This window comes from Streptomyces sp. NPDC045021, assembly GCF_056432645.1.
The window spans coordinates 127,863-148,631 of record NZ_JBWKIQ010000002.1 but is presented as its reverse complement, the minus strand read 5'-3'; the positions used below and the strand labels follow the sequence as shown (position 1 = coordinate 148,631).

The window sequence follows — 20,769 nt, the reverse complement described above, 5'->3', positions numbered from 1 at the left end:
CATGCACGTGCTGGTGGAACCGGTTATCATCTGGCTTACCCAGCAAGGCAGTTACGGGGAATGTGGGGAGCGTCTTATGCGCCGGACACACAATGGCATGGCCTCGACAGATCTCCAGGGAGTCGTCTGGCAGAAGAGTTTGCACAGCAACGCGAACGGTACGTGCGTTGAGCTGGCGCAGCTGCCCGACGGCGAGGTGGCGGTACGCAATTCACGCTTTCCGGACGGACCGGCGCTGATATATACGCGGGCCGAGATCGAATCACTGATTCTCGGGGTCAAGGATGGTGAGTTCGACCACCTTATGTGACCGTATACCAACCTATAGCGACGGGTCTTCGTTCATTCCGATCGGCGAATGGAAGAGGGCCCAGACGACTTTTCCCGCCCCGGTGAGCGGATGCCAGCCCCAGGTCTCGCTGTAGGACTCCACCAGGTGCAGCCCCCGTCCGGACTCCGCGACGAAGTCGGGCGTCCTGGCCACCGGGCCTATGGCGCTGGGGTCGCGAACGGCACAGACCACGCGTGAGGTCCAACGCACCAGACTGAGGTGGACCGGCGCGCCGCCGGTGCCGGGGGGCACGGCGTAGCGCAGCGCGTTGGTGACGAGTTCCGAGGCGACCAGTTCGATGCTGTCGAAGAGTGGTGCCAGATCCCAACGCTGAAGTGTCGCCCGGGTGAATCTTCGGGCGTCGCGGACGGCTTCGAACCGTCCCGGTAGCTCGCACGTGGCGCCGCTGGACGCGGCCAAGCCCTCGGGGGCGAGCACTCCATCCCATAACGGCTCAAGCACAGTTGCGGCCTCAGTCCTCATGCGCGCCCACGGGGTATCTGCACGAACCCCATGGTCCCCAACGCCCACACGGTATGCAAGGGCGTATGCACGTGCAGATGCAAGGAATGATGCACGTGATGGTGCTGTGTGACCGAGTGAGTACTCAACGCAGCGCAGAAGTGGCAGACTGCTGACGACCTAGGGGCGGAGCGTGACGTAAATGACCACAGGGCAGCCGGGAGGCGGGTCCATCGTGCGACGAATTCTGCTGGGAGCTCAGCTGCGACGACTTCGCGAAGCGGGAGGAATCACCCGCGAGGCCGCCGGTTATTCGATCCGCGCGTCCGAGTCGAAGATCAGCCGCATGGAGTTGGGACGCGTGAGCTTCAAGGAACGGGATGTGGCCGACCTCCTCACTCTCTACAACGTGGTCGACGACGAGGACCGTGCGGCCCTCCTCGGACTCGTGCGCGAGGCGAACGTGGCCGGCTGGTGGCACGGGTACGGGGATGTCCTCCCGGCCTGGTTCCAGACCTATGTGGGGCTGGAGGAGTCCGCCTCGCTGATCCGGACCTTCGAAGTCCAGTTCATCCACGGCCTGTTGCAGACCGAGGACTACTCCCGCGCGGTCGTCGAACTGGGGCACCCCGGTGCGGCGAAGTCCGAGATCGAGCGCCGGGTCGGCCTGCGCATGGAGCGGCAGAAACTGCTGGTCTCGGAGCGGGCGCCGCGATTCGTCGCCGTCATGGACGAGGGCGCGCTGTACCGGCCGTTCGGCGGGCGCGACGTCATGCGCGGGCAGTTGAGCCATCTGATGGAGATCGCGCAGCAGCCCAATGTGACCGTCCATGTCCTGCCGTTCGAAATCGGCGGCCATGCAGCGGGCGGCGGTGCGTTCACGCTGCTGCGATTCCCGGAGTCGGACCTGTCCGATCTGGTCTATCTGGAACAGCTCACCAGCGCGCTGTACATCGACAAGCGTGAGGAAGTGGACTTCTACGACAAGACCATGGAAAGGCTCTGCGTGGACAGTCTTTCCGCCGAGCGTTCCCTTGAGCGAATCCGCAAGATCCATCAACAGGCTTGATGCGTAGGTAATATGACACAGCATCACTAACGCGTGCCGCATCGGCCACCGCGAAAGGGATAACGTGTCGTACTTCTCCGAGTTGGCTCTCCAGTACATCGATGGTGAGTGGCGCTCCGGTTCCGGCTCCTGGGACATCGTCGATTTCAATCCCTACAACGGGGACAAACTCGCCTCCATCACGGTGGCGACGAAGACCGAGGTGGACCAGGCCTACCGGGCGGCGGAACGGGCTCAGACCGCATGGGCCGAGACCAACCCGTACGCCCGCCGGCTGGTCTTCGAGCGCGCGCTGAAGGTCATCGAGGAGCGCGAAGCGGAGATCACCGAGGCGATCATCGCCGAGCTGGGCGGCACGTATCTCAAGGCCGGTTTCGAACTCGCCCTCACCAAGGACATGTTGCGGCAGTCGATGCAGCTCGCTCTGCACCCCGAGGGCCGCATCCTGCCGTCCCCGGTGGACGGCAAGGAGAACCGCCTCTACCGGAAGCCGGTCGGCGTCGTCGGGGTGATCAGCCCGTTCAACTTCCCGCTCTTCCTGGGTCTGAAGTCCATCGCCCCGGCGCTGGCGCTCGGCAACGCCGTGGTGCTCAAGCCGCACCAGAACACCCCGGTGGTCGGCGGCACGCTCATCGCCAGGATATTCGAGGAGGCGGGCCTGCCGGCCGGCCTCTTCAACGTCGTCATCACGGACATCGCCGAGATCGGCGACAGTTTCATCGAGCACCCGGTGCCCAAGGTCATCTCGTTCACCGGTTCCGACCACGTGGGCCGGCATGTGGCCACGGTCGCCGCCTCGCACTTCAAGCGGACGGTGCTGGAGATGGGCGGCAACAGCGCGCTCGTCGTCCTGGACGACGCCGACCTGGACTACGCGGTCGACGCCGCGGTCTTCAGCCGCTTCGCCCACCAGGGCCAGGTGTGCATGGCGGCCAACCGGGTGCTGGTGGACCGCTCGGTGGAGCAGGAGTTCACCCGCAAGTTCGTCGCGAAGACAGCCTCGCTGATCGTCGGCGACCCGGCCGACCCGGCCACCCAGATCGGCCCGCTGATCAACACCGTCCAGGCCGAGCGCATCACGGCCGAGGTCGCCCAGGCCATCGAGGCGGGCGCCACGGCGCTACTCCTCGGCGAGACCGACGGCGCCGTCGTGTCACCGACAGTGCTCGGTGACATCCCCGCGGACGCCGCGATCCTGCGCCGTGAGCTCTTCGGACCCGTGGTCATGGTGGTGCCCTTCGACGGCGAGGACGAGGCGGTCCGGATCGCGAACGACACCCCGTTCGGGCTCAGCGGGGCCGTCCACACCCGGGACATCGAGCGTGGTGTGCGCTTCGCCCAGCGCATCGAGACCGGCATGATGCACGTCAATGACGGCACCATCGCGGACGAGCCGATCGTGCCCTTCGGCGGCGAGAAGGCCTCCGGTGTGGGACGGCTCAACGGCGATGCCACGGTGGACGCCTTCACGACCGTGAAGTGGATCTCCATCCAGCACGGACGCAGCCGCTTCCCGTTCTGATTCCCGCTCCGCGGCGTGCGCGGCGTGGACCGATTCCTGTTCCGACCAGCACTCCGATGCCCCGGTAGCCCGGCTCTCCACGGTCCGTCAGATCGATCTTCACTCGAACGGGTGAAGATTCCCATCTGTTCCGGGCTACCGCCTCCCGTGTGCGAATTTCCGCCGGATACGGTGACCGTAGGTCACCCCAGGCCCCGGTGGTCGCTCGCACGGTCGACCGCGGGAGGGGGACGCCGGTGCAGGACGATGCCCGCGACGATCTGCCGTTCGGCCGTCCGCCGCAGTTGGTCCCCCCGGCCAATCCGTACGCCCGCACGTACCGGATCGCCGAGTTCACCGTCGTGGAGCTGCGCGGCGAACTGGACATCGACACCGCGCGGTTCGTGGCCCCGCATCTGGATCTCGTCTCCGGCGGTCCGCCGCCGCTCCGGGTCGTCGTCGACCTGTGCGGGCTGGAGTTCCTCGACTGTTACGGCCTGTCCCTGCTCTGCCGCGTCCGCCGCCGCGTCCAGGCCGGTGGCGGGGAGCTGAGAACGGTCTGCGACCGCCCGTCGACGCTGCGGCTGCTGGGGCTGACCGGTCTGGCCGAGGCTTTTCAGCCGGTGTCAACCCTCGCGCGTGCCATGGGCGGATGAGCGGAGGTCGCCCCAGTTGTGGACGACTGTTACAGAGTTGTGTGGATGCTGTCGGAGGAATGTATCTCTCTCGAACATAAGCTCGCGCAGTGCTGTGGCAGGAGTGGTTCCAGGGCCTGAAGAAAATGCCGCGACTGAAGTTGCGGAGGCCCCGACTTCATCGCCGGCCACGGTTCCGGCTGGAGTACCCACGGCCGGGCAAGCGGGGTTTTCGCCGCTGGCTGCCCTCCTGGCGACAGCAGCTGCTCGTCCTGTTCCTCTGCACCGCCGCCCTGACCGGGGTCGTGGGGTACGCCTACGCGCATACCGAGATCCCCGCGGACCTCAACTCCTTCGCGACTCAGCAGGACAACGTCTACTACTGGGCCGACGGCTCGGAGATGGCCCGCACCGGGCCCGTCGACCGGCAGGACATGCCGCTGGCCAAGGTGCCGGAGCAGGTCAAATGGGCGTTCCTCGCCGCCGAGAACCAGACCTTCTACGACGACGGCGGAATCTCGTACAAGGGCATCGGCCGCGCCGTGCTGAAGATGGGCACCGGCGGTGAGATGACCGGCGGGTCCACCATCACCCAGCAGTACGTGAAGAACGCCTATCTGAACCAGGACCGGACGCTGTCCCGCAAGATCACCGAGATGTTCATCTCGGTGAAGCTCGACAAGAAGATGACCAAGGACCAGATACTCGAGGGTTATCTCAACACCAGCTGGTTCGGCCGGGGCACCTACGGCATCCAGCGCGCCGCCCACGCGTACTACGGCAAGGACGTGTCGCAACTCAGCGTCAGTGAAGGCGCGTTCCTCGCCTCGCTGCTGCGGGGCGCTGGGATGTACGACCCGGCGCTCAGCGCCGCCAACCACAGCCACGCGCAGGCCCGGTGGAGCTGGATCCTCGACCAGATGGTCGGTCTGGGGAAGCTGACGCCCCAGGAGCGGGCGAAGTACACCGTCTTCCCCGAGCCGATCGACCCGCCGAAACCGGCCGGGCTGACCGGGCAGAGCGGCTATCTGGTGGAGACCGCCAAGGCGTACGTCCTCGCCCACTCCGACATCGACGACGCCGCATTCGACCTGGGCGGCTACCAGATCCACACCACGTTCGAGAAGCCGCGGACGGAAGCGCTGGCGGCGGCGGTCAAGAAGCAGCTCGGCGGCCTCGACCCGGTGAACCGGCCGGCCAGTGACAGCAACGTCCGGGTCGGAGCCGCCTCGGTGACCCCGGACGGCCGTCTGGTGGCCCTCTACGGCGGCCCCGACTACCTCAAGCAGGGGTTCAGCGACGCCAACTCCTCGATCGTGCCGGCCGGGACGGCCTTCACGCCCTTCGTGTACGCCGCCGCGCTGCGCGACGGTGTCCAGCGCGAACGCGGCGCGGCTCGTACGCCGGTGACCCCGGCGACGCTCTACGACGGCAACGACAAGGTGCCGCTGGTGACTCCCGAGGGCCCCTACTGGGACCGCTCGGGAAAGATCGTCAAGTCGGCCAACGACGGCGGCCGGTCCTGGGGTTCCATCAGCCTGCGCTCGGCGGTGGCGAACTCCGTGAACGGCCCTGTGATGCAGCTGGGCATGGATGTCGGCCTGGACCGGGTGCGGAGCGCCGCGACCGACGCCGGGCTGCTGCCCGCCAGCTTCGGCGCCCAGGTGCCCGCGTTCTCGCTGGGCACCGCCACGCCGAGCCCGATCCGGATGGCGAGCGCCTACGGGACGTTCGCCGCACAGGGGATGCGCACCGACCCGTACTCGGTGCTCGGCGTCACCCGCAACGGCGAGCCGGTGTCGGTGGAGAAGCCGCCCGCCGTCCGGACCTTCTCACCGGAGGTCGCGTCGCAGGTCACCGACGCGCTGGAGGACGCCGTCACGGAAGGCACCGCGAAGGCCGCGGCGAAGGCGGGGGCGGGGACCGCGGGCATGACCGGGACCGCGCAGGGCAACAAGGCGGCCTGGTTCGTCGGGTACACGTCGGAGCTGTCGACCGCGGTCGAGGTGTTCCGGCTGGACCCGAAGACCCAGGGTCTGCTGCCGCTGACCGGAATGGGCGGGGCCGCCAGGTCGGCGGTGGGCAGCGCATATCCGATCAACATCTGGACCGGCTACGCGAAGGCCACCGGCCACTGAACTCCGGGCCTGACGGCGCCGGGCGGGACAGCGCCGCGCGGGCTGCGGGCCGCGCGGGCTACGGCTTCGCGCGGGCTACGGCTTGAGGAAGGTCGCCCAGTTCGGGGATTCCGCCGGGTCCAGTCCGCGCAGCTTCGCGAGCACCGCCGGGTCCTGCACGTCCATCCAGTCGGCGAGCTCCTTGAAGCTCACGCATTTCACGCCGTCCCGGCGGCAGACGTTCTTCATCACGTCCTCGATGGCCTGCATGTAGATGCCGCCGTTCCAGGTCTCGAAGTGGTTGCCGATGAACAGCGGCGCCCGGCTGCCGTGATAGACCCGGTCGAATCCGTTCAGATATCCCTCGCGGGTCTCCTTCTCCCACGCCGGATACTTCGTCGGGTCGCCCGCGACGCTGTCGCCCGATTGGTTGTAGAGGAAGTTGAAGTCCATCGAGAGGACCTGGAAGGTCTTCTTCGGGTAGGGCACCAGCTGGAGCGGGAAGTTCCAGACTCCGTCGATCTTCGAGGGCCAGATCTGGAAGTCGCCGGGTGAGCTGGCGTCATAGCGCCAGCCGAGCGACTTGGCGGCGGGGATCAGGTTCTTCTGGCCTTCGAGGCAGGGCGCACGGCCTCCGACCAGCTCCTTCTGGTAGTCGAAGGGCAGCGGTGGGATGTCCTTGAAGCCGGTGTTCGTCTTCCAGTTCTCGACGAACGAATAGGCCTGCGCGATCTCGCTCTTCCATTCGTCGGTGCTCCAGTCACCGCCACCCTTGGCCCCGCAGAAGTGGCCGTTGAAGTGGGTGCCGATCTCGTTGCCGTCCAGGTAGGCCAGCCGCACCTGTTCCAGCGTCTCCCGGATGTGGGCATCGGTCGGGAAGGAGATCGCCGCCGATCCGACGGGGTGCTGGGGCGGATGGTAGAGCGAGGCCTTGGACTCCGGCAGCAGATACATACCGCTCAGGAAGTACGTCACCTGAGCGTTGTTCTCTTTGGCCACATCGCGGAAATGCGAGAACAGATGGTCGTCGTTCTCCAGGGCACCGTCCCAGGAGAAGACCACGAACTGCGGTGGTTTCTCACCGGGTTTGAGTTTCTCCGGCTTCGGCTGCTTGGGCTGCGGCCCGGTGTCGGAGGTGGAGCCGTCACCGAGGACCTTCACCTTGCCGTCCCAGGGGACGTCGTGCTTGCCGCCCTTGGGAGCCGGCGTCACCGGTTTGGCGGGTTTGGCGCCGAGCTCCTGCTTCGCCGCCTTCGGGGAATCGTCGGCCGATTCGTGTCCCGAGCCCCCCATCGACAGAACGAGCACCAGGGTCGCGGCGACCCCGGCCGCGGTTATCGCGGCCACGCCATGTGCGGTTCTCACCATCAACCTCGTTCTCCGGGAGGTTTCCAGTAAAGCCGTACTCCCTGGCTGCGCCGGTAGCGGGTCCACTGGAATGGTGTTTGCCTGAGGTAGTCCGAATTGGACACCTTTCAGGAGGAAATGGTCATGTCCAAGCACACAGCCCGCAGCGCCCACTCCAAGGGCATGAGGCATGCCGAGCAGGTGGATGCCGCTCAGGCGAAACACCGCGCCAACGAGGTGCGGGAGGACCTGGACGCTTTCGAGCACAACGAGAGCCCCAAGGCCGAACGGCGGCACGCGCGCGAGCCCCAGGAGTAGCGGTCGGCGGATGAGGGACGGGCCCGCACAACGGCCCGCCCCTCATCCTTGCGCGGCGCCCGGAGGGCTCGTCCACATGCTCGCTTCGCTGCGCGACAGCCGGGGCAACACCACTGTCGAGGCCGTCACCCACGGGGCCGGCCTACGCCGCGCTGGGCGCGGCCATGGCGGAGGCGTACGGGAAGCAGAAGTAGCCGCGGCGGGAACGGGTCACGCCGCGGAGCCGACCACGGACGGTCCGGTCGGCCCAGGCGGTCCGGCCGGCGGGACCGGAGGGGCCGGTGTGCCCAGCCGCCGGGCCACCGCCTTCTCGTTCGCGATCACGTAGCCGATACAGATGCCGATCGTGACGACGGTGAAGAGCACGATCAGCCAGGACAGCAGGACGAAGAGCGACCCGAACGGGCCGAACTGCCGCAGGCTGCGTTTGATGGCCCCCGGCATGTAGATCGCCGACCAGGCGGCGACCCCGAGGACACCCGCCGACACCAGGACCGCGCCCGGCAGCAGCGGCAGCCAGGGAATGCGGGAGCCGAGCAGGAAGCGCTGGGTCCACCACCACAGGAGCGTCGCGGAGAGAAACTGCAACGGGACGCCGAGTGACGGGCCCACGCCGAAACCGTTGTGCAGCGGGCCCTGGAGCAGCAGGTCGACGAGCCAGACCGCCAGCCAGACCACCCAGCGCCAGGCGACCAGTCGGGCGCTCGCCCTGGGTATCTGCCAGGCCCGTTCGCAGGTCCGCTGCAGGGCGCGGCTGCAGGCCGTGGCCGAGATCAGCGTGACGAGGACGCCCGCGATGCCGAAGGAGCTGGTGTCGGCGGCGCTGTCGTCGGCCGCGTAGACCTGTCTGACCTGGTCCAGCGCGTCGTCCGGCAGTCCGAGCATGGAGTGCAGCGAGGAGACGAGCTGGTCGCGGACGAGCTGGGGCGCGAACGCGGCGATCACGAACAGTGCGGGCAGGGCGCCGAGGAACGCCTGCGCGGCGAGCCGGGTGGCGCAGTCCAGGACGTTCACCGTGGTGAATTCGTGGATGAGGCGCCCGATGAAGGGAGCCCTGCGCAGTACCCGGTCGACGACGATCACAGGCGCGGGGGGTCCTCGTAGTACCGCTGCTCGTAGACGCGCTCGGTGTCGTGGCGCCGGTCCGTGCGCCGGCGGCGGCTGAAGGACAGCACCAGCCCGACGAGCAGGCCGACGGCGCCGCCGAGCATGGAGATGGCGCCCAGGGCGCTGAGGTCGATCCACCGGGCCTGCCAGGTGATCGCGTATCTCAGGATCGCCCCGATGATGATGAGGGCGAGCCCACCGGCTGCGGTCATGACGAGGTCCCTTCCTGGCATGGACGGCGGCGGTCGTCACCGGCTCTCCGCCCAGCCTGCGGGGCCCCGCTCCCGCTGTCCTGTCGGGAGACGTCGCGTTGGGCCGTTGGGGGGCCCGGAATGCCATAGTCTGAATGCAGACAAATACTCTCAAAGTTATGCTGGCGGTCCGATCCCGGGATCGGACTCGGACACCAGACCCAGGAGAGGACGGACCGTGGGAATCGGACCCGTCGAATACCTTGTCGTCGCATTTCCCGGCAGCCGGTTCACCGGCCGCATCGCACCCGCGCTCGCCGACATCGTCGCGTCCCGCACCGTCCGGATCCTCGACATCACCTTCGTCCGGCGGGCGGAGGACGGAACGATCGAGCATGTGGAGCTCCAGGACCTCGACCCCGACGACCTGGTCTCCTACGACCCGGTGGAGGGCACCATCGCCGGGCTCTTCAACGACGCGGACGTCCAGGCGCTGGCCCAGAGCGTGCCGCCGGGCAGCTCGGCGGCGCTCATCGTCTGGGAGGACCTGTGGGCGGTGCCGCTCACCGACGCCGTCCGCGGCGCCGGCGGTATCACCGTGGCCCACGAGCAGATCCCGGCGGAGGTCGCGGAACGGGCCCTCGCGGAAGCCCGCTGACGCTGCGACGACTCGGAAAGGACGTCCCGACATGCCGTTTCGCAGAGGAGCCATGAACCGCAGGGGCCCCGGACTGCTCGGCGCCGTCGCCCGCACCGCCGTGGTGGCCGGCACCGCCTCCGCCGTCAGCGGTCGGGTGCGGCAGCACCAGGAGCAGAAGTTCGCAGGACAGGAGGCCGCACCGGCCGCGCAAGCCCAGGCGGTGCAGCAGCCGCCGGCTCCGCAGCCGGTGGCGGCGGCCGCCGACGACACCCTCAGCCGTCTGGAGCGGCTGGCCGGACTGAAGACCCAGGGAATCCTCACGGAAGAGGAGTTCGCCGCCGAGAAGGCGAAGATCCTGTCGGGTTGACCGGCGGGAACCGCGACATCCCGGGAGCACGGATATGCCCGAACAGGACCGGCCGCCCGCCCGCGGTGAGCCCCCGGGCACCGCCACGCCCCGCACCGGTGCGGCCGAACGCCTCGCCCTGAACCACATGGGCAGCTTCGACTGGAACCTCAGGCTCGGCACCCTGGAACTGGACGCGGCCGGCCTGGAGGTCTTCGACCTGCGGCCCGAGGAGTTCAACGGGCGGCCCGAATCCCTGATCACCCGGGTGTCGCCCCAGGAGGGCGCACGGCTCGAGTCCGTGCTCAACCAGGCCCTGCACGAGCGGGCGTCGTCGTACGGCATGTACTTCCAGGTGTTCCTCCGGGACGGCACCCCGCGCTGGACGCACACCCAGGGCCGCATCCTGCGCGACGAGGAGGGCAAGGCCCAGCGCGTCATCGGCATCATCCGTGACGCGACCGCGGAGCTGTCGCACTCCACCATGCTGCGGACCCTGGAGGAGGACCGTAAGCGCCAGACCTCCATGGTGGAACGGACCACCCAGGCCCTGTCGCGGGCCGTCACCGTCGATGACGTCACCGCGACGCTGACCGGCAGCGGCGGGCTGGAGCGGTTCGGGGCCGACGGCCTGGCGCTGGGCCTGGTCGACGGCAGCATGCTCAAGATCATCGCGCTGACCGGCCGGTCGATGGAGGTCCTGTCAGACCTGCGGCTCACCCGGATCGACGACGACCTCCCGCTCTCCGAAGCGATCCTCAGGCAGCGCCCCCGGTTCATCAGCTCGCTGTCGGAGCTCGCCGACCGCTTCCCCCGGCTGCGGCCGTACCTCGGCGAGTTGGAGATCGAGGCGGCGGCCTACCTCCCGCTGGTGGCGCAGGCGCGCTCCATCGGCGGCCTCTGCCTGTTCTACCGGGACCGCACCCACTTCACCGCCGAGGACCGCAACCTGTGCCTCGCCCTGGCCGGCATCGTCGCCCAGTCGCTGCAGCGCGCCATGCTCTTCGACCAGGAGCGCGAGTTCGCCACCGGGCTGCAGGCGTCCATGCTGCCCCGGCGGATCCCCGAGGTCGTCGGCGGCGAGATCGCCGTGCGCTACCACGCGGCCTGGAGCGGCCGGGAGGTCGGCGGCGATTGGTACGACGTCATCCCGCTGCCGCAGGGCCGCATCGGCGTCGTCGTCGGCGATGTCGAGGGCCACGACACCCATGCGGCGGCCATGATGGGCCAGCTCCGCATCGCGCTGCGCGCCTACGCCGCCGAGGGCCACACCCCTTCCACGGTGCTCGCGCGCGCCTCGCAGTTCCTCGCGGAGCTCGACACCGAACGCTTCGCCACCTGCACCTACGCCCAGGCCGACCTGACCACCGGCGACGTACGGGTGGTGCGCGCCGGCCACCTCGGGCCGCTGATCCGCCACACGGACGGACGTACCGGCTGGCCCAATGTCCGCGGCGGACTGCCGCTCGGCCTGGCCACCCATTTCGCCGACCACGAGTACCCGGAGACGCGGCTGGACCTGGTGCCGGGGGAGACCCTGCTGCTGTGCACCGACGGGCTCGTCGAGCAGCCGGGCAAGGACATCGGCGAGGGCATGGACGAGCTCGCCGACGCCGTACGCCACGGGCCGCACGGTGCGGCCGCGCTCGCCGACCACCTGTCCGACGGCCTGTGGGCCCGGCCGGGCGCGGAGGACGACATGGCGCTGCTCCTGCTGCGCCGGGCGCCCGACCCGGGCACCGCCCAGGCCCCGCGCATCCACCAATACGTCCACCAGGCCGACCCGGAGGGGCTGGCCGAGGCCCGCGCGGTGCTGCGCCAGGCGCTGGTGGACTGGGGTGCGGGCGAACTGGTCGACGACATCGAGCTGGTGGCCGGTGAGCTCCTCACCAACGTCCTGCTGCACACCGAGGGCGGCGGCGTGCTGACCCTGGAGATCGTCCCACCGGCACGGAGCCCGGACACGCGCCGGGTCCGGCTCGTCGTCCAGGACCGCTCCAGCGTCTGGCCCCGGCGCAGGACCCCGGGCGAGGCGGCGACCTCGGGCCGCGGCCTGCTGCTCATCGACTCCCTCGCCTCCCGCTGGGGCGTCGAGCCGCGCGGGGAGGGCAAGTCCATCTGGGCCGAGTTCCGTTGGCCCTCGGCGGAGGACCAGCCGTCGGCGGGCTTCGCGGCTCCCTGATCGGCCCGTTCTTCGGGCCGTCCGCGTCAGATGTGTTCGGGCAGGCGGGGAGGTGGTCCCGGCATCCCCGGCAGGTCGGCTCGCCCCTGGAGATGGAGGGCGCGGAGCACGATCTCGGTGGCGAACCGGGCGTCGGGATCGGAGAGTTGGTCACCGAAGGCGCGGTCGGTCCCCGCGCCCGGCCGGCGGCGCCGCGTCACCAGGTTCGCGATCGTCGCCGGGCTGCTCGCCGTACTGCTGCTGGCGGGCACCGGACTCCTGATGTGCGGCAGGCGCAGACCGTGACCACGGCGAAGGTGCTCTCCGGCTCGGTGACCGAGCTGGACGTCCGGGCCGGAAAGGCGAGCGTGATGGTGGCGCTGCGCATCACGGTCACCGCGCCCAAGAGCCGGCCCTCCGCCAAGGAGAGCCGGCTGCTCGGCGAGCTGACCCGTACGCCCGACGGCTGGAAGCTCAGCGCCCTCGGCCAGGCGCCGGTCGGGGACACCGCCCCCACCCCGCAGCCTTCCGCCGCCGGTTAGCCGGACCGCGAGGAGACGACCTACGCGGCGGCGATGTTCGCCGTGGACGCGGTCCACCAGGACGGCACCTGGAAGATCACCAACATCGACACCTTCAGCCGGTGACCTGCGGGCCCTCGGGGCCCGGCAGGTATTGTGACGCGCGATGTCCCGTCGCCAGGTGGTGAACGAGCCCACCGACCCCGATGTCGATCTGCACGTGCCGGCGCAGCGCGACGAGCTGCTGCGCCACCATGTGTCGGTACTCGCCGTGATCTCGCTGGGCGGCGCGGCCGGCGCCTGCGCCCGGTACGGCGCCGCGCTGCTCTGGCCCACCGCAGCCGGCTCCTTCCCCTGGACGACGCTGCTGGTCAACGCCGTCGGCTGCGCCGTGATCGGGGTGTTCATGGTGCTGATCAGCGACGTGTGGACCGTGCACCGGCTGGTGCGGCCGTTCTTCGGGACCGGCGTGCTGGGCGGTTTCACCACCTTCTCCACGTACGCCGTGGACATCCGCAACCTGCTGGAGGACGGCGAGGCCGGGACCGGTCTGGCCTATCTGGCGGCGACGGCGTTCGCCGCCCTGGCGGCCGTGTGGGCCGCCGCGACCGTGACCCGCCGGCTGGCCATCCGGTCCGCGGTATGAACTGGCTGCTCGTCATCGCCGGCGCCGCAGTCGGCGCCCCGCTGCGCTATCTGACCGACCGCTTCGTCCAGGCCCGGCACGAGACGGTCTTCCCCTGGGGGACGTTCACCGTCAATGCGGCCGGCTGCCTGGTGTTCGGCCTCGTCACCGGCGCGGTGGCCGCCGGGGCCGCCGCGTCCTCCGTGCAGCTGCTGCTGGGGACCGGCCTGTGCGGGGCGCTGACGACGTACTCGACGTTCTCCTTCGAGACGCTGCGGCTGGCCGAGCAGGGGGCCCGGTTCTTCGCCGCGGCGAACGTGCTGGTGAGCATCACCGCCGGGCTGGGCGCCGTCTACACCGGCGTGGCCATCGCCCAGACGCTGTGGACATGACGCCTGGCCCGTCCGGCCCGGCGGTGCCGTTCACAGCCAGTTGCGCCGCTTGAAGACCATGTACAGCCCGACGCAGACCACGCCCATCAGCCCGATGGCGAACGGATAGCCGAAGATCCACTTCAGCTCGGGCATGGTCTCGAAGTTCATGCCGTAGACGGTGCCGATCAGGGTTGGGGCGAAGAGGATGGCGGCCCATGACGAGATCTTCTTGATCTCGTCGTTCTGGGCGTTGCTGGCCTCGGCGAGCTGCTTCATCTCCTCGTTCTGCGCCTGGGTGACCAGGGTGGCGTTGACGGCGAGGATGTCCGCGATCATTTGCCGGAAGCCGTCCACCCGCTCGACGACGGTTGTGGCGTGGTCGTCGACGTCCCGCAGATAGCGCTGCAGCTCCTGGTCGGTGCCGTACTTCTCGAATCCGGCGGTCAGGGCCGACAGGATGCTCAGCAGCGGACGGGTGGCGCGCTGGAACTCGACGACCTCGCGGGACAGCTCGTAGATACGGCGCGAGACCTTGGGGTCGCCGCCGAAGACCTCGGTCTCGATCTCGTCGATGTCGTTCTGCAGGCCCGCGATGACCGGCGCGTACCCGTCGACGACGGAGTCGAGCACGGCGTAGAGCACGGCCTCGGGCCCCAGCCGCAGCAGCTCCGGATCGGCTTCGAGACGGGCGCGCACGGTCGACAGGTCGGGCGACTGGCTGTGCCGGACGGTGAGGACGAAGTCCGGGCCGACGAAGAGGTGCAGCTCGCCGAAGTCGACCTCCTCGGAGTCGTCGAGGTAGCGGGCGGCGCGCAGTACGACGAAGAGGGTGTCGCCGTAGCGCTCCAGCTTCGGCCGCTGATGGGCGACGACGGCGTCCTCGACGGCCAGCTCGTGCAACCCGAACGCCGCTGCCGCGGCCAGCAGCTGGTCCTCCGCCGGCCGGTAGAGGCCGATCCAGGCCATGGCGTCCGGTGTGTCGGGCAGCTTCCGGTAGGCCTCGGTGAGGGTGGCCGGGGTGTCGATGCGGCGGCCGTCGCGGTAGAGCGCCGCGTCGATCACGCTGTTCTCCACAGGACCCGACTCCGCCGCGTCCTCCGCCGGGTGCCGGGGCTCCATGGAGCGCTCGGGGGACGCGTCCGTGGCCTGATGGCGCTGGTCACGCTTGTGCGGGCGCAGTCCCCGGGGACGCCGGTCCGACATGGCGGGCTCTTTCCTGGCGGAACGGATCTGCTCGGACGGGCATCACGCTACGGCCGCTCGTCGCGGATACACGGTAGCCCGCGGCGCGGGCCCCGGCGCGGGCGTCCGCCGGACCCCGGAACGGGTCATTGGCCCGTCCGGGTGGTGTTCATACGACAAGCGGCGCGGATCCCGCGATCGTGGCGCCCCGTCCACATGATGAGGGACATACGCAGACCAACCGATCGAAAGCGAGGGGCCGTGGCCACCACCGTAAGCACCGCAACCGCCGCAACTGCCGCAACCACCAAGGTCGCGCAGCTCTGGACCGTCTTCCTCGGCGTTCTCGCCGGGATCCTCACCGCGCTCCGTCTCACCGCGCCGTCCCGTGCCGCCCGCCGCCCGCTCGAAGCGTCCGAGCGCCTCGCGCCGGTCGTCCCGCTGTCACCCCTCGCGGCGTTCGCCGGGAGCGCGCCGCGCAGCGAGCGGTCCCTGCCGCCGACTATCAAGCAGCGCATCCGTGCCGAGGCCCACGGCGCCTCCCCCGTCTCCCGGCAGCGCACCGCCGGCATCGGCGACACGAGCCTCACCCTCACCGGCGACGCCCTCGCCGACTCCCTGGCCCCGGCGGCCGACCGCTTCGAACGCTTCCCCTGCGCGGCCTGAACGAGCCGGAGACGGTCCGAACCGGTACGTCTGAACCAGAACGTCCGACAGTGAGCTCGAAGCAACGCCGCTCCACCAACACCCCTGAACCAACACCCCAGTTCGCGTGTCGAGACCGCCTCTCCGGAGTGCGGGAATCTCCACGCCCCAGAACGTACGACCCTGAGATGCGGCAGGCGCTGTTCGCGCCGGGGGTATGCCTGGTAGGCATGGCCCGTGCGATTCGAGACAGTGCCGATGCCGTCGACCGTCCGGGCCAGGCCGCGTGACCCTCGCGGCTATCCCGTGCCGGCCATTACCCCGTGGGACGGGGACGAGCCGCAGTTCGCGCTGACGGACTACGGACGCAGCGCCGACTGCGCGCGTATGCGGCGGTGTTCCGTCTGCGACACGGTGATGCGGCCGGGGCCGGTGTGGCGCGTGGTGGGCGCCTCCGAGAGCGCCGCGATCGCCGACGCGCTGGCCGCCGGGCGGCCGTACCGCAACCTGGCCCCGACCCTGGAGGGGCCGGGGCATCGTGCCTGCATGCTCTACGCCTCGATGGTCTGCCCCTACCTTGCCCGCCCGAACGCGCGCCGCGGTCTGTCGGCGCAGCAGCCGGACGACATGACGGAGCATGTCGTCCGGGGCGCGGTGCGGGGTACGACGGGCGCGGTGGTGGGCTTCGGCGACTACGAGTTCGCGGTCACCGGAACCCAGGTGCTGTTCCGCTTCTTCGACATCGTGGAGTTCCTGCCGCACGACACGACCGACGCGCACCTCGAAGAGCTGCGCGCCGAACTCGCCGCCCGGGACCGACCCCGGGACCAGCCGGGGGATCAGCCCCGATAGGACGGCAGGCCGGTGTAGGTGGAGACCAGCTTCGGCGCGGCGCTGCTCTTGGTGGAGAGCGTGACGATACCGGCCGGCGTCCTGGCGGCGATGGTGGTGCCGTCGGGGGCCCAGGCGGGCTCGGTGTAGTCCGTGGTGGCGTGCGGCGTCAGGTCCTTGTAGACGGGGCCGGCGTCCGTCGAGCGCTCCAGGAACAGGTGGTCGTGGCCGCCGACCGAGCGGACGAAGACGATCTCCTCGACCTCGGAGTGCGACATCGCGGGCTGCGATCCGTGGGTGAGCGCCCCGCCCTCCACGCGGAGGTAGTCGTCACGGATGTAGACCTCGCCCGTGTCGGCGTTCGCGTACACGGAGCTGCCATGGGTGCCGCCCGCGCTCGGCCAGACGTTGCCGGTCTGCGGAATCTCCGGCACGTCGGGCCCGGACTCCCCGCGCACACCGAGCTTCTTCGGCGCCGCGTCGACGGCGTTCGAGGGCACGGTGTCCAGCTGGGAGACGCCGTTCTTCCGAGCGGCGAACAGGATGTTGCTCCGCCGGGACAGCTCCGGAATCGTGTCGTACCCCGTCACCTGCCACGTCGGGTGCGACCAGTTCTGCCCGCCCGGGTTCCTGGCGACGGTGACGCGCCCGGTGCCGTTCGGGTTGGAGACGGCGAGGTTGCCGGCGCCGTCGATGAACGCGGCCTTGCGCCCGTCCGGCGACCAGGCCAGGTCCCTGACCGCGGTGCCGAAGTCCACCCTGGTGCCGTTCATCAGCACGTACCGGGTGCCGTTGCTGATGGTCAGTCCGTTGTTCGCCGTGCCGTTCAGCACCGGGGCGGGCTTGCTGCCGCCCGTGGGGTTCGACCCGCCGGCCGGGGTGGTGGAAGCGCTGGTGGTCGGCGCGGTGCCGGTCGTCTGCGACGGCGTCGCACCGCCGGACGGAGCGGCTGAAGTGCCGTTGCCCGGAGCGCCGGTGGAGGCGGGGGGAGTGGTGACCGCTGCCGCGCCCGATGTCGGGCCGCAACCGGTGAGCAGGGCCGCGGTGGCCGCGGTGAGGGTGGCGGTGAGAGCGACGGCGACGGCGGTGCTGCTGCGGGTGCGAGCGGACATGAGCGGTTCCCCCCCAGGGACGTTGATAGGAGAAGCATGACGATTCAACGTCCGCGACCGGTGTGACCGCTGTCACGGACGTGCAACAGCGATCGTGGGAACTCGGGGTGTGGGACCGATTGCCCGGGGTAGGCGGGTGCCATTGCCGGTTGCTCCTGGGAGGATGAGGAACATGACAGCATCAGTGAATTCGGCCGACACGCCTGTGGTTGATGTCCCGAACGCGGCTGGCTGTGCCTCTTCGGTGCCGGAGCTCCCGTGGATCGAGGAGGCCGGGAAGGTCGCCCCGAAGGATGCGCGGGCCATTTCGAAGCTGTTCTTCGACCGTCTCCAGGACCTGGAGGAGGGCACGCGCGAGCACCAGTACGCGCGGAACACCCTGATCGAGCTGAACCTGTCGCTGGTCAGGTTCGCCGCCGGCCGGTTCCGCAACCGGTCGGAGGACATGGAGGACATCGTCCAGGTCGGGACGATCGGCCTGATCAAGGCGATCGACCGGTTCGACCTGTCGCGCGAGGTCGAGTTCACCACGTTCGCCATTCCGTACATCACCGGCGAGATCAAGCGCTTCTTCCGGGACACCAGCTGGGCCGTCCACGTACCGCGCGGCCTCCAGGAGCGCCGGATCGCGCTGGCGCAGGCCAAGGACGCGCTCTCCCAGCGGATGGACCGCTCCCCGACCACCGCGGAGCTGGCCGCATACCTGGACCTGACCCCGGCCGAGGTGAACGAGGGGCTGGTGGCGAGCAACGGCTACACCGCCGGGTCCCTGGACCTCCCCGCGGGCGAGAACGGCGAGGAGGCCGCGGGCAGTTCCTTCGTCGACCGGCTCGGTGACGAGGACCCGGGCATGGAGGCGGTGGAGAATCTGCACGCTCTCAAGCCGCTGATGGACGAACTCGGCGACCGCGACCGCGCGATCCTGCGGATGCGCTTCGGCCAGGAGATGACGCAGTCCGAGATCGGCGCCGAACTCGGTGTCTCCCAGATGCATGTGTCCCGGCTGCTGACCCGGACGCTGAGCCGGCTGCGCACCGGGCTGCTCACCCAGGCATAGACCGCAAAACCCCCGTACGAAGGTCCCCGCCGGGCACTGCCCTGCGGGGACCTTACGTGTGCGGTCACGCCACGAGGGAGCCGACCGGGACGAAGCAGTGTGCGGAGCCGGCCAGCATCGACTCGTCGCCCACGAAGGACTTGAGCTCCTCCTCGCTGACCGCGGTTCCCGGCGTCGCCTGCGGCCACGGCCGGGTGGCGAACATGAAATACACCATGCCGCGCTCGCGGGCCGCTGCCACCCACTGCTCGGGCACGGGGCAGGCCGCGTGCAGATACGGCATGCTCAATACGGCCTGGCCGCCCTCGACAAGGAGCTTCACGGGGGCCTTGGGCACCTGGGCGATGTCCAGGATGGTCCCGCCGATCGGCAGGCCGACCTCCTCGATCGCCGCCGTGATGGCCGCCTCCGCGGCCTCCGGGCCGCCCTCGACATCGCCGAGGGAGTAGGCCAGGAGGAACGCGATGTCACGTTCGTCCTCGAAGTGCTCGCCGGCCCAGGGGATCACCGCGAGGGTGCCCATGTGGCTCTGACGCGTGGTGTCCGGAGCGGTGCTGGTCTGACTCATGGCAACGGACTGTAACGGCGGGCCGCGCCCGACCGGGCCCGCATGTCACCTGTGAGAGCGAGTCCGGGCCACTAAACCCACCGAACGAGGTCTTGTCGATCGCACATGCGATACGAGGGTATGTCCGTAGAACCACCGCGGTGCACCACCGCCGCCCGTGTCCCGCCGGGCCCATCGTCGTTGAACAGGCAGCATCACCCCCGCGCGAGGGCTCCGGAGCGTCCAAGCTCCGGAGCCCTCGGTGTCAGGGCCGCCATCACCGGCGGTGACGTTCATCAGTTCGGCTCAACCTGCGTGACTATGCGCTTACATACGCGTTGCGCAGGGCGTCAATTGCCGCAGGTCCTGCGGTTGGGTTTCATCATCAAGGAGATTTCGATGTCGCGTATTGCCAAGGCAGCCGCCATCACCGCCGCGGCCGGTGCCGTTCTGGCAGCGGGCGCCGGCATGGCTGCCGCCGACGCCGGTGCCCAGGGTGCTGCGGTCGGTTCCCCCGGCGTTCTGTCCGGCAACCTGGTCCAGGTCCCCGTTCACGTGCCCGTCAACGTCTGCGGTAACTCCGTCAACGTGATCGGTCTCCTGAACCCGGCGTTCGGCAACCACTGCGAGAACGTCTCGGGCCACGACGGCTGGTAGTCCCGGCGCTTCAGCTGGGGAACACCCCCCATCTCACTGGTGCGGCCTCCCGCGATGTCCTCGCGGGAGGCCGCACTCGTACGTTCACCGTTCGATTCCGGTGCGGATCAGTTCTCCTCGTACCGGTAGATGTTCTGCAGGTTCATGACCGAGGACGGCTTCACGTTCCACGGCGGCATGGGCTCGGTGAGGCTGATGACGCGGCCGTGCTGCGCGTCGGAGCCGGCCAGCGGCTTGGCCGGCAGGTAGCCCGACTTCGGGTGCTTGCGCTGCCAGCGCAGCCACACGAGGTCGATGAAGGCGTGGTGCAGCCAGAAGACCGGGTCGTTGGGCGAGGTGGCGCCCGTCATATGGCCGCCGACCCACTGGTGGACCCGATTGTGCAGGAACCCGCCCTGCTTCTCGCTGACCGTCCACCCTTCGATCTTGTTGCGGAACCCGCGGGTGGTGGCGGTGGAGTTCCAGGGGGCGGTGTCGTAGACCGGGTCCTCGGTCGCCTTGTCGAGCTCCGCCTTCGTGGGCAGCCGGATCGGTCGGTCCGGGCGGCCGAACTGCCGCGTCAGATACTCCTCGTCCGTGACGCCGACGGTGATCGGCCAGTCGCCGTTGATGTAGGCGAAGGGGCCGGTCATGACCTGGCCGTCCGACCTGCGTCCGTCGCCGCCCAGGAAGTTCGACGCCCAGATCGACGAGGACGGCGAGTTGTCCCGCGTCCAGTCCCAGTAGGGCAGGGTGACGCTCGGGTCCACGGACTGCAGCTTGCGTTCGAACTCCAGGATGAGCCTGCGGTGCCAGGGGAAGAACGAGGGCGTCATGTGCCCGACCCGCAGCCCGGTGTCCCCGTCGGAGACGTAGTACTGACCGTGTATGCGGACGAATTCGTCGTAGACGCCGTTGCTCTTGAGTTTCAGGACCGCGCGGACGAACCTCGCCCGCTGGGCGCTCGTCATGTTCTTCTGGTTCTGGCGGGTGTACACCGTTGTCGGCCCTTCT

At 69.4% G+C, this 20,769-nt stretch carries 24 protein-coding genes and 1 pseudogene; 16 read left to right on the top strand and 9 right to left on the bottom strand.

Going from position 1 to position 20,769, the window contains the following annotated elements; genetic code table 11:
• Positions 1-76 precede the first annotated feature (76 nt).
• Entirely contained in the window at positions 77-310 is a 234-nt protein-coding gene (locus AC07DC_RS07710; RefSeq protein ID WP_478914058.1) for a DUF397 domain-containing protein, read from the top strand.
• A gap of 12 nt (positions 311-322) precedes the next feature.
• Here the strand turns inward: AC07DC_RS07710 and AC07DC_RS07705 are convergent, their stop codons facing one another.
• Positions 323-814: an ATP-binding protein gene (locus tag AC07DC_RS07705; protein WP_478912911.1), complete on the bottom strand. Its 492-nt coding sequence runs from the start codon at positions 812-814 to the stop codon at positions 323-325.
• Between the two features lie 181 nt (positions 815-995).
• Here AC07DC_RS07705 and AC07DC_RS07700 point away from each other — a divergent pair, with 181 nt between their 5' ends.
• The 4 genes from AC07DC_RS07700 to AC07DC_RS07685 all read left to right on the top strand — a co-directional run bounded on the left by AC07DC_RS07700 (position 996) and on the right by AC07DC_RS07685 (position 6,136).
• A complete protein-coding gene (locus tag AC07DC_RS07700; protein WP_478912909.1) occupies positions 996-1,862 on the top strand; it encodes a helix-turn-helix domain-containing protein in 867 nt (288 codons plus the stop codon).
• A 64-nt stretch (positions 1,863-1,926) separates the two neighbouring features.
• The gene (locus tag AC07DC_RS07695) at positions 1,927-3,384 is read left to right on the top strand and encodes an aldehyde dehydrogenase family protein (protein WP_478912907.1); all 1,458 of its coding nucleotides are present in this window, start codon (positions 1,927-1,929) and stop codon (positions 3,382-3,384) included.
• Between the two features lie 236 nt (positions 3,385-3,620).
• Complete coding sequence (locus AC07DC_RS07690) at positions 3,621-4,019, top strand: STAS domain-containing protein (protein ID WP_478912905.1); 399 nt, start codon at positions 3,621-3,623, stop codon at positions 4,017-4,019.
• A 125-nt stretch (positions 4,020-4,144) separates the two neighbouring features.
• Positions 4,145-6,136: a transglycosylase domain-containing protein gene (locus tag AC07DC_RS07685; RefSeq protein WP_478914056.1), complete on the top strand. Its 1,992-nt coding sequence runs from the start codon at positions 4,145-4,147 to the stop codon at positions 6,134-6,136.
• A 75-nt stretch (positions 6,137-6,211) separates the two neighbouring features.
• Here AC07DC_RS07685 and AC07DC_RS07680 read toward each other — a convergent pair whose 3' ends face one another.
• Positions 6,212-7,483 (bottom strand): polysaccharide deacetylase family protein, encoded by a 1,272-nt coding sequence (locus tag AC07DC_RS07680; protein WP_478912903.1) that lies wholly within the window; start codon positions 7,481-7,483, stop codon positions 6,212-6,214.
• 123 nt (positions 7,484-7,606) lie between these two features.
• On the opposite strand from AC07DC_RS07680, the gene AC07DC_RS07675 reads away from it, so the two are divergent.
• The gene (locus AC07DC_RS07675; RefSeq protein ID WP_478912901.1) at positions 7,607-7,780 is read left to right on the top strand and encodes a hypothetical protein; all 174 of its coding nucleotides are present in this window, start codon (positions 7,607-7,609) and stop codon (positions 7,778-7,780) included.
• A 210-nt stretch (positions 7,781-7,990) separates the two neighbouring features.
• Here the strand turns inward: AC07DC_RS07675 and AC07DC_RS07670 are convergent, their stop codons facing one another.
• Complete coding sequence (locus AC07DC_RS07670) at positions 7,991-8,863, bottom strand: YhjD/YihY/BrkB family envelope integrity protein (RefSeq protein WP_478912899.1); 873 nt, start codon at positions 8,861-8,863, stop codon at positions 7,991-7,993.
• Positions 8,860-9,099 carry a hypothetical protein gene (locus AC07DC_RS07665; protein ID WP_478912897.1) on the bottom strand — a complete coding sequence of 80 codons (240 nt, stop codon included), beginning with the start codon at positions 9,097-9,099 and terminating at the stop codon, positions 8,860-8,862. Before AC07DC_RS07665 ends, AC07DC_RS07670 begins: the two co-directional genes overlap by 4 nt.
• A 217-nt stretch (positions 9,100-9,316) precedes the next feature.
• Between AC07DC_RS07665 and AC07DC_RS07660 the strand changes: the two genes are divergently transcribed.
• From AC07DC_RS07660 to AC07DC_RS07650, 3 genes are read left to right on the top strand one after another with little or no spacing between them, the layout of a single operon-like run.
• Positions 9,317-9,736 (top strand): DUF6325 family protein, encoded by a 420-nt coding sequence (locus AC07DC_RS07660; RefSeq protein ID WP_478912895.1) that lies wholly within the window; start codon positions 9,317-9,319, stop codon positions 9,734-9,736.
• Positions 9,737-9,788: 52 nt separating this feature from the next.
• Positions 9,789-10,085 carry an SHOCT domain-containing protein gene (locus AC07DC_RS07655; protein WP_478912893.1) on the top strand — a complete coding sequence of 99 codons (297 nt, stop codon included), beginning with the start codon at positions 9,789-9,791 and terminating at the stop codon, positions 10,083-10,085.
• Between the two features lie 34 nt (positions 10,086-10,119).
• Positions 10,120-12,246: a SpoIIE family protein phosphatase gene (locus tag AC07DC_RS07650; RefSeq protein WP_478912891.1), complete on the top strand. Its 2,127-nt coding sequence runs from the start codon at positions 10,120-10,122 to the stop codon at positions 12,244-12,246.
• 26 nt (positions 12,247-12,272) lie between these two features.
• Here AC07DC_RS07650 and AC07DC_RS07645 read toward each other — a convergent pair whose 3' ends face one another.
• A complete protein-coding gene (locus tag AC07DC_RS07645; protein ID WP_478912889.1) occupies positions 12,273-12,497 on the bottom strand; it encodes a hypothetical protein in 225 nt (74 codons plus the stop codon).
• A 12-nt stretch (positions 12,498-12,509) separates the two neighbouring features.
• Between AC07DC_RS07645 and AC07DC_RS07640 the strand changes: the two are divergent.
• From AC07DC_RS07640 to crcB (AC07DC_RS07630), 3 genes and pseudogenes are all read left to right on the top strand, one after another.
• Positions 12,510-12,767 (top strand): annotated as a pseudogene (locus AC07DC_RS07640) (hypothetical protein); the annotation flags it as partial.
• 145 nt (positions 12,768-12,912) lie between these two features.
• Positions 12,913-13,392, top strand: coding sequence for a fluoride efflux transporter CrcB (gene crcB / locus AC07DC_RS07635; protein WP_478912887.1), 480 nt, complete (start codon positions 12,913-12,915; stop codon positions 13,390-13,392).
• Positions 13,389-13,763: a fluoride efflux transporter CrcB gene (crcB, locus tag AC07DC_RS07630; RefSeq protein ID WP_478912885.1), complete on the top strand. Its 375-nt coding sequence runs from the start codon at positions 13,389-13,391 to the stop codon at positions 13,761-13,763. Before crcB (AC07DC_RS07635) ends, crcB (AC07DC_RS07630) begins: the two co-directional genes overlap by 4 nt.
• Positions 13,764-13,793: 30 nt before the next feature.
• Here crcB (AC07DC_RS07630) and AC07DC_RS07625 read toward each other — a convergent pair whose 3' ends face one another.
• Positions 13,794-14,948, bottom strand: a complete 1,155-nt coding sequence (locus tag AC07DC_RS07625; RefSeq protein WP_478912883.1) for a magnesium and cobalt transport protein CorA — start codon at positions 14,946-14,948, stop codon at positions 13,794-13,796.
• A gap of 240 nt (positions 14,949-15,188) precedes the next feature.
• Between AC07DC_RS07625 and AC07DC_RS07620 the strand changes: the two genes are divergently transcribed.
• Both AC07DC_RS07620 and AC07DC_RS07615 read left to right on the top strand, forming a co-directional pair.
• Positions 15,189-15,593: a DUF6344 domain-containing protein gene (locus tag AC07DC_RS07620; protein ID WP_478912881.1), complete on the top strand. Its 405-nt coding sequence runs from the start codon at positions 15,189-15,191 to the stop codon at positions 15,591-15,593.
• Positions 15,594-15,809: 216 nt separating this feature from the next.
• Positions 15,810-16,424 carry a hypothetical protein gene (locus AC07DC_RS07615; RefSeq protein ID WP_478912879.1) on the top strand — a complete coding sequence of 205 codons (615 nt, stop codon included), beginning with the start codon at positions 15,810-15,812 and terminating at the stop codon, positions 16,422-16,424.
• Here AC07DC_RS07615 and AC07DC_RS07610 read toward each other — a convergent pair.
• Entirely contained in the window at positions 16,412-17,515 is a 1,104-nt protein-coding gene (locus AC07DC_RS07610; RefSeq protein WP_478912878.1) for a hypothetical protein, read from the bottom strand. The two genes, AC07DC_RS07615 and AC07DC_RS07610, sit on opposite strands and share 13 nt — an antisense overlap.
• Before the next feature lie 163 nt (positions 17,516-17,678).
• Between AC07DC_RS07610 and AC07DC_RS07605 the strand changes: the two genes are divergently transcribed.
• Positions 17,679-18,572, top strand: a complete 894-nt coding sequence (locus tag AC07DC_RS07605) for an RNA polymerase sigma factor SigF (protein ID WP_478912876.1) — start codon at positions 17,679-17,681, stop codon at positions 18,570-18,572.
• 64 nt (positions 18,573-18,636) lie between these two features.
• Here AC07DC_RS07605 and AC07DC_RS07600 read toward each other — a convergent pair whose 3' ends face one another.
• Entirely contained in the window at positions 18,637-19,140 is a 504-nt protein-coding gene (locus AC07DC_RS07600) for a DUF5949 family protein (RefSeq protein ID WP_478912874.1), read from the bottom strand.
• 378 nt (positions 19,141-19,518) lie between these two features.
• Here AC07DC_RS07600 and AC07DC_RS07595 point away from each other — a divergent pair, with 378 nt between their 5' ends.
• Positions 19,519-19,776 carry a chaplin gene (locus AC07DC_RS07595; RefSeq protein WP_478912873.1) on the top strand — a complete coding sequence of 86 codons (258 nt, stop codon included), beginning with the start codon at positions 19,519-19,521 and terminating at the stop codon, positions 19,774-19,776.
• A 107-nt stretch (positions 19,777-19,883) separates the two neighbouring features.
• Here AC07DC_RS07595 and AC07DC_RS07590 read toward each other — a convergent pair whose 3' ends face one another.
• Complete coding sequence (locus AC07DC_RS07590) at positions 19,884-20,753, bottom strand: tyrosinase family protein (protein ID WP_478912871.1); 870 nt, start codon at positions 20,751-20,753, stop codon at positions 19,884-19,886.
• Positions 20,754-20,769: the final 16 nt, after the last annotated feature.

Excerpts from the sequence above, each read along its gene's own strand:
- AC07DC_RS07675 (WP_478912901.1), top strand. The coding sequence starts at position 7,607 with ATGTCCAAGCACACAGCCCGCAGCGCCCACTCCAAGGGCATGAGGCAT.
- AC07DC_RS07700 (WP_478912909.1), top strand. The coding sequence starts at position 996 with ATGACCACAGGGCAGCCGGGAGGCGGGTCCATCGTGCGACGAATTCTG.
- AC07DC_RS07605 (WP_478912876.1), top strand. The coding sequence starts at position 17,679 with ATGAGGAACATGACAGCATCAGTGAATTCGGCCGACACGCCTGTGGTT.
- AC07DC_RS07710 (WP_478914058.1), top strand. The coding sequence starts at position 77 with ATGCGCCGGACACACAATGGCATGGCCTCGACAGATCTCCAGGGAGTC.
- AC07DC_RS07705 (WP_478912911.1), bottom strand. The coding sequence starts at position 814 with ATGAGGACTGAGGCCGCAACTGTGCTTGAGCCGTTATGGGATGGAGTG.
- AC07DC_RS07600 (WP_478912874.1), bottom strand. The coding sequence starts at position 19,140 with ATGAGTCAGACCAGCACCGCTCCGGACACCACGCGTCAGAGCCACATG.
- AC07DC_RS07610 (WP_478912878.1), bottom strand. The coding sequence starts at position 17,515 with ATGTCCGCTCGCACCCGCAGCAGCACCGCCGTCGCCGTCGCTCTCACC.
- crcB (WP_478912885.1), top strand. The coding sequence starts at position 13,389 with ATGAACTGGCTGCTCGTCATCGCCGGCGCCGCAGTCGGCGCCCCGCTG.
- crcB (WP_478912887.1), top strand. The coding sequence starts at position 12,913 with ATGTCCCGTCGCCAGGTGGTGAACGAGCCCACCGACCCCGATGTCGAT.
- AC07DC_RS07655 (WP_478912893.1), top strand. The coding sequence starts at position 9,789 with ATGAACCGCAGGGGCCCCGGACTGCTCGGCGCCGTCGCCCGCACCGCC.
- AC07DC_RS07650 (WP_478912891.1), top strand. The coding sequence starts at position 10,120 with ATGCCCGAACAGGACCGGCCGCCCGCCCGCGGTGAGCCCCCGGGCACC.
- AC07DC_RS07685 (WP_478914056.1), top strand. The coding sequence starts at position 4,145 with ATGCCGCGACTGAAGTTGCGGAGGCCCCGACTTCATCGCCGGCCACGG.
- AC07DC_RS07665 (WP_478912897.1), bottom strand. The coding sequence starts at position 9,099 with ATGACCGCAGCCGGTGGGCTCGCCCTCATCATCATCGGGGCGATCCTG.
- AC07DC_RS07595 (WP_478912873.1), top strand. The coding sequence starts at position 19,519 with ATGTCGCGTATTGCCAAGGCAGCCGCCATCACCGCCGCGGCCGGTGCC.
- AC07DC_RS07680 (WP_478912903.1), bottom strand. The coding sequence starts at position 7,483 with ATGGTGAGAACCGCACATGGCGTGGCCGCGATAACCGCGGCCGGGGTC.
- AC07DC_RS07625 (WP_478912883.1), bottom strand. The coding sequence starts at position 14,948 with ATGTCGGACCGGCGTCCCCGGGGACTGCGCCCGCACAAGCGTGACCAG.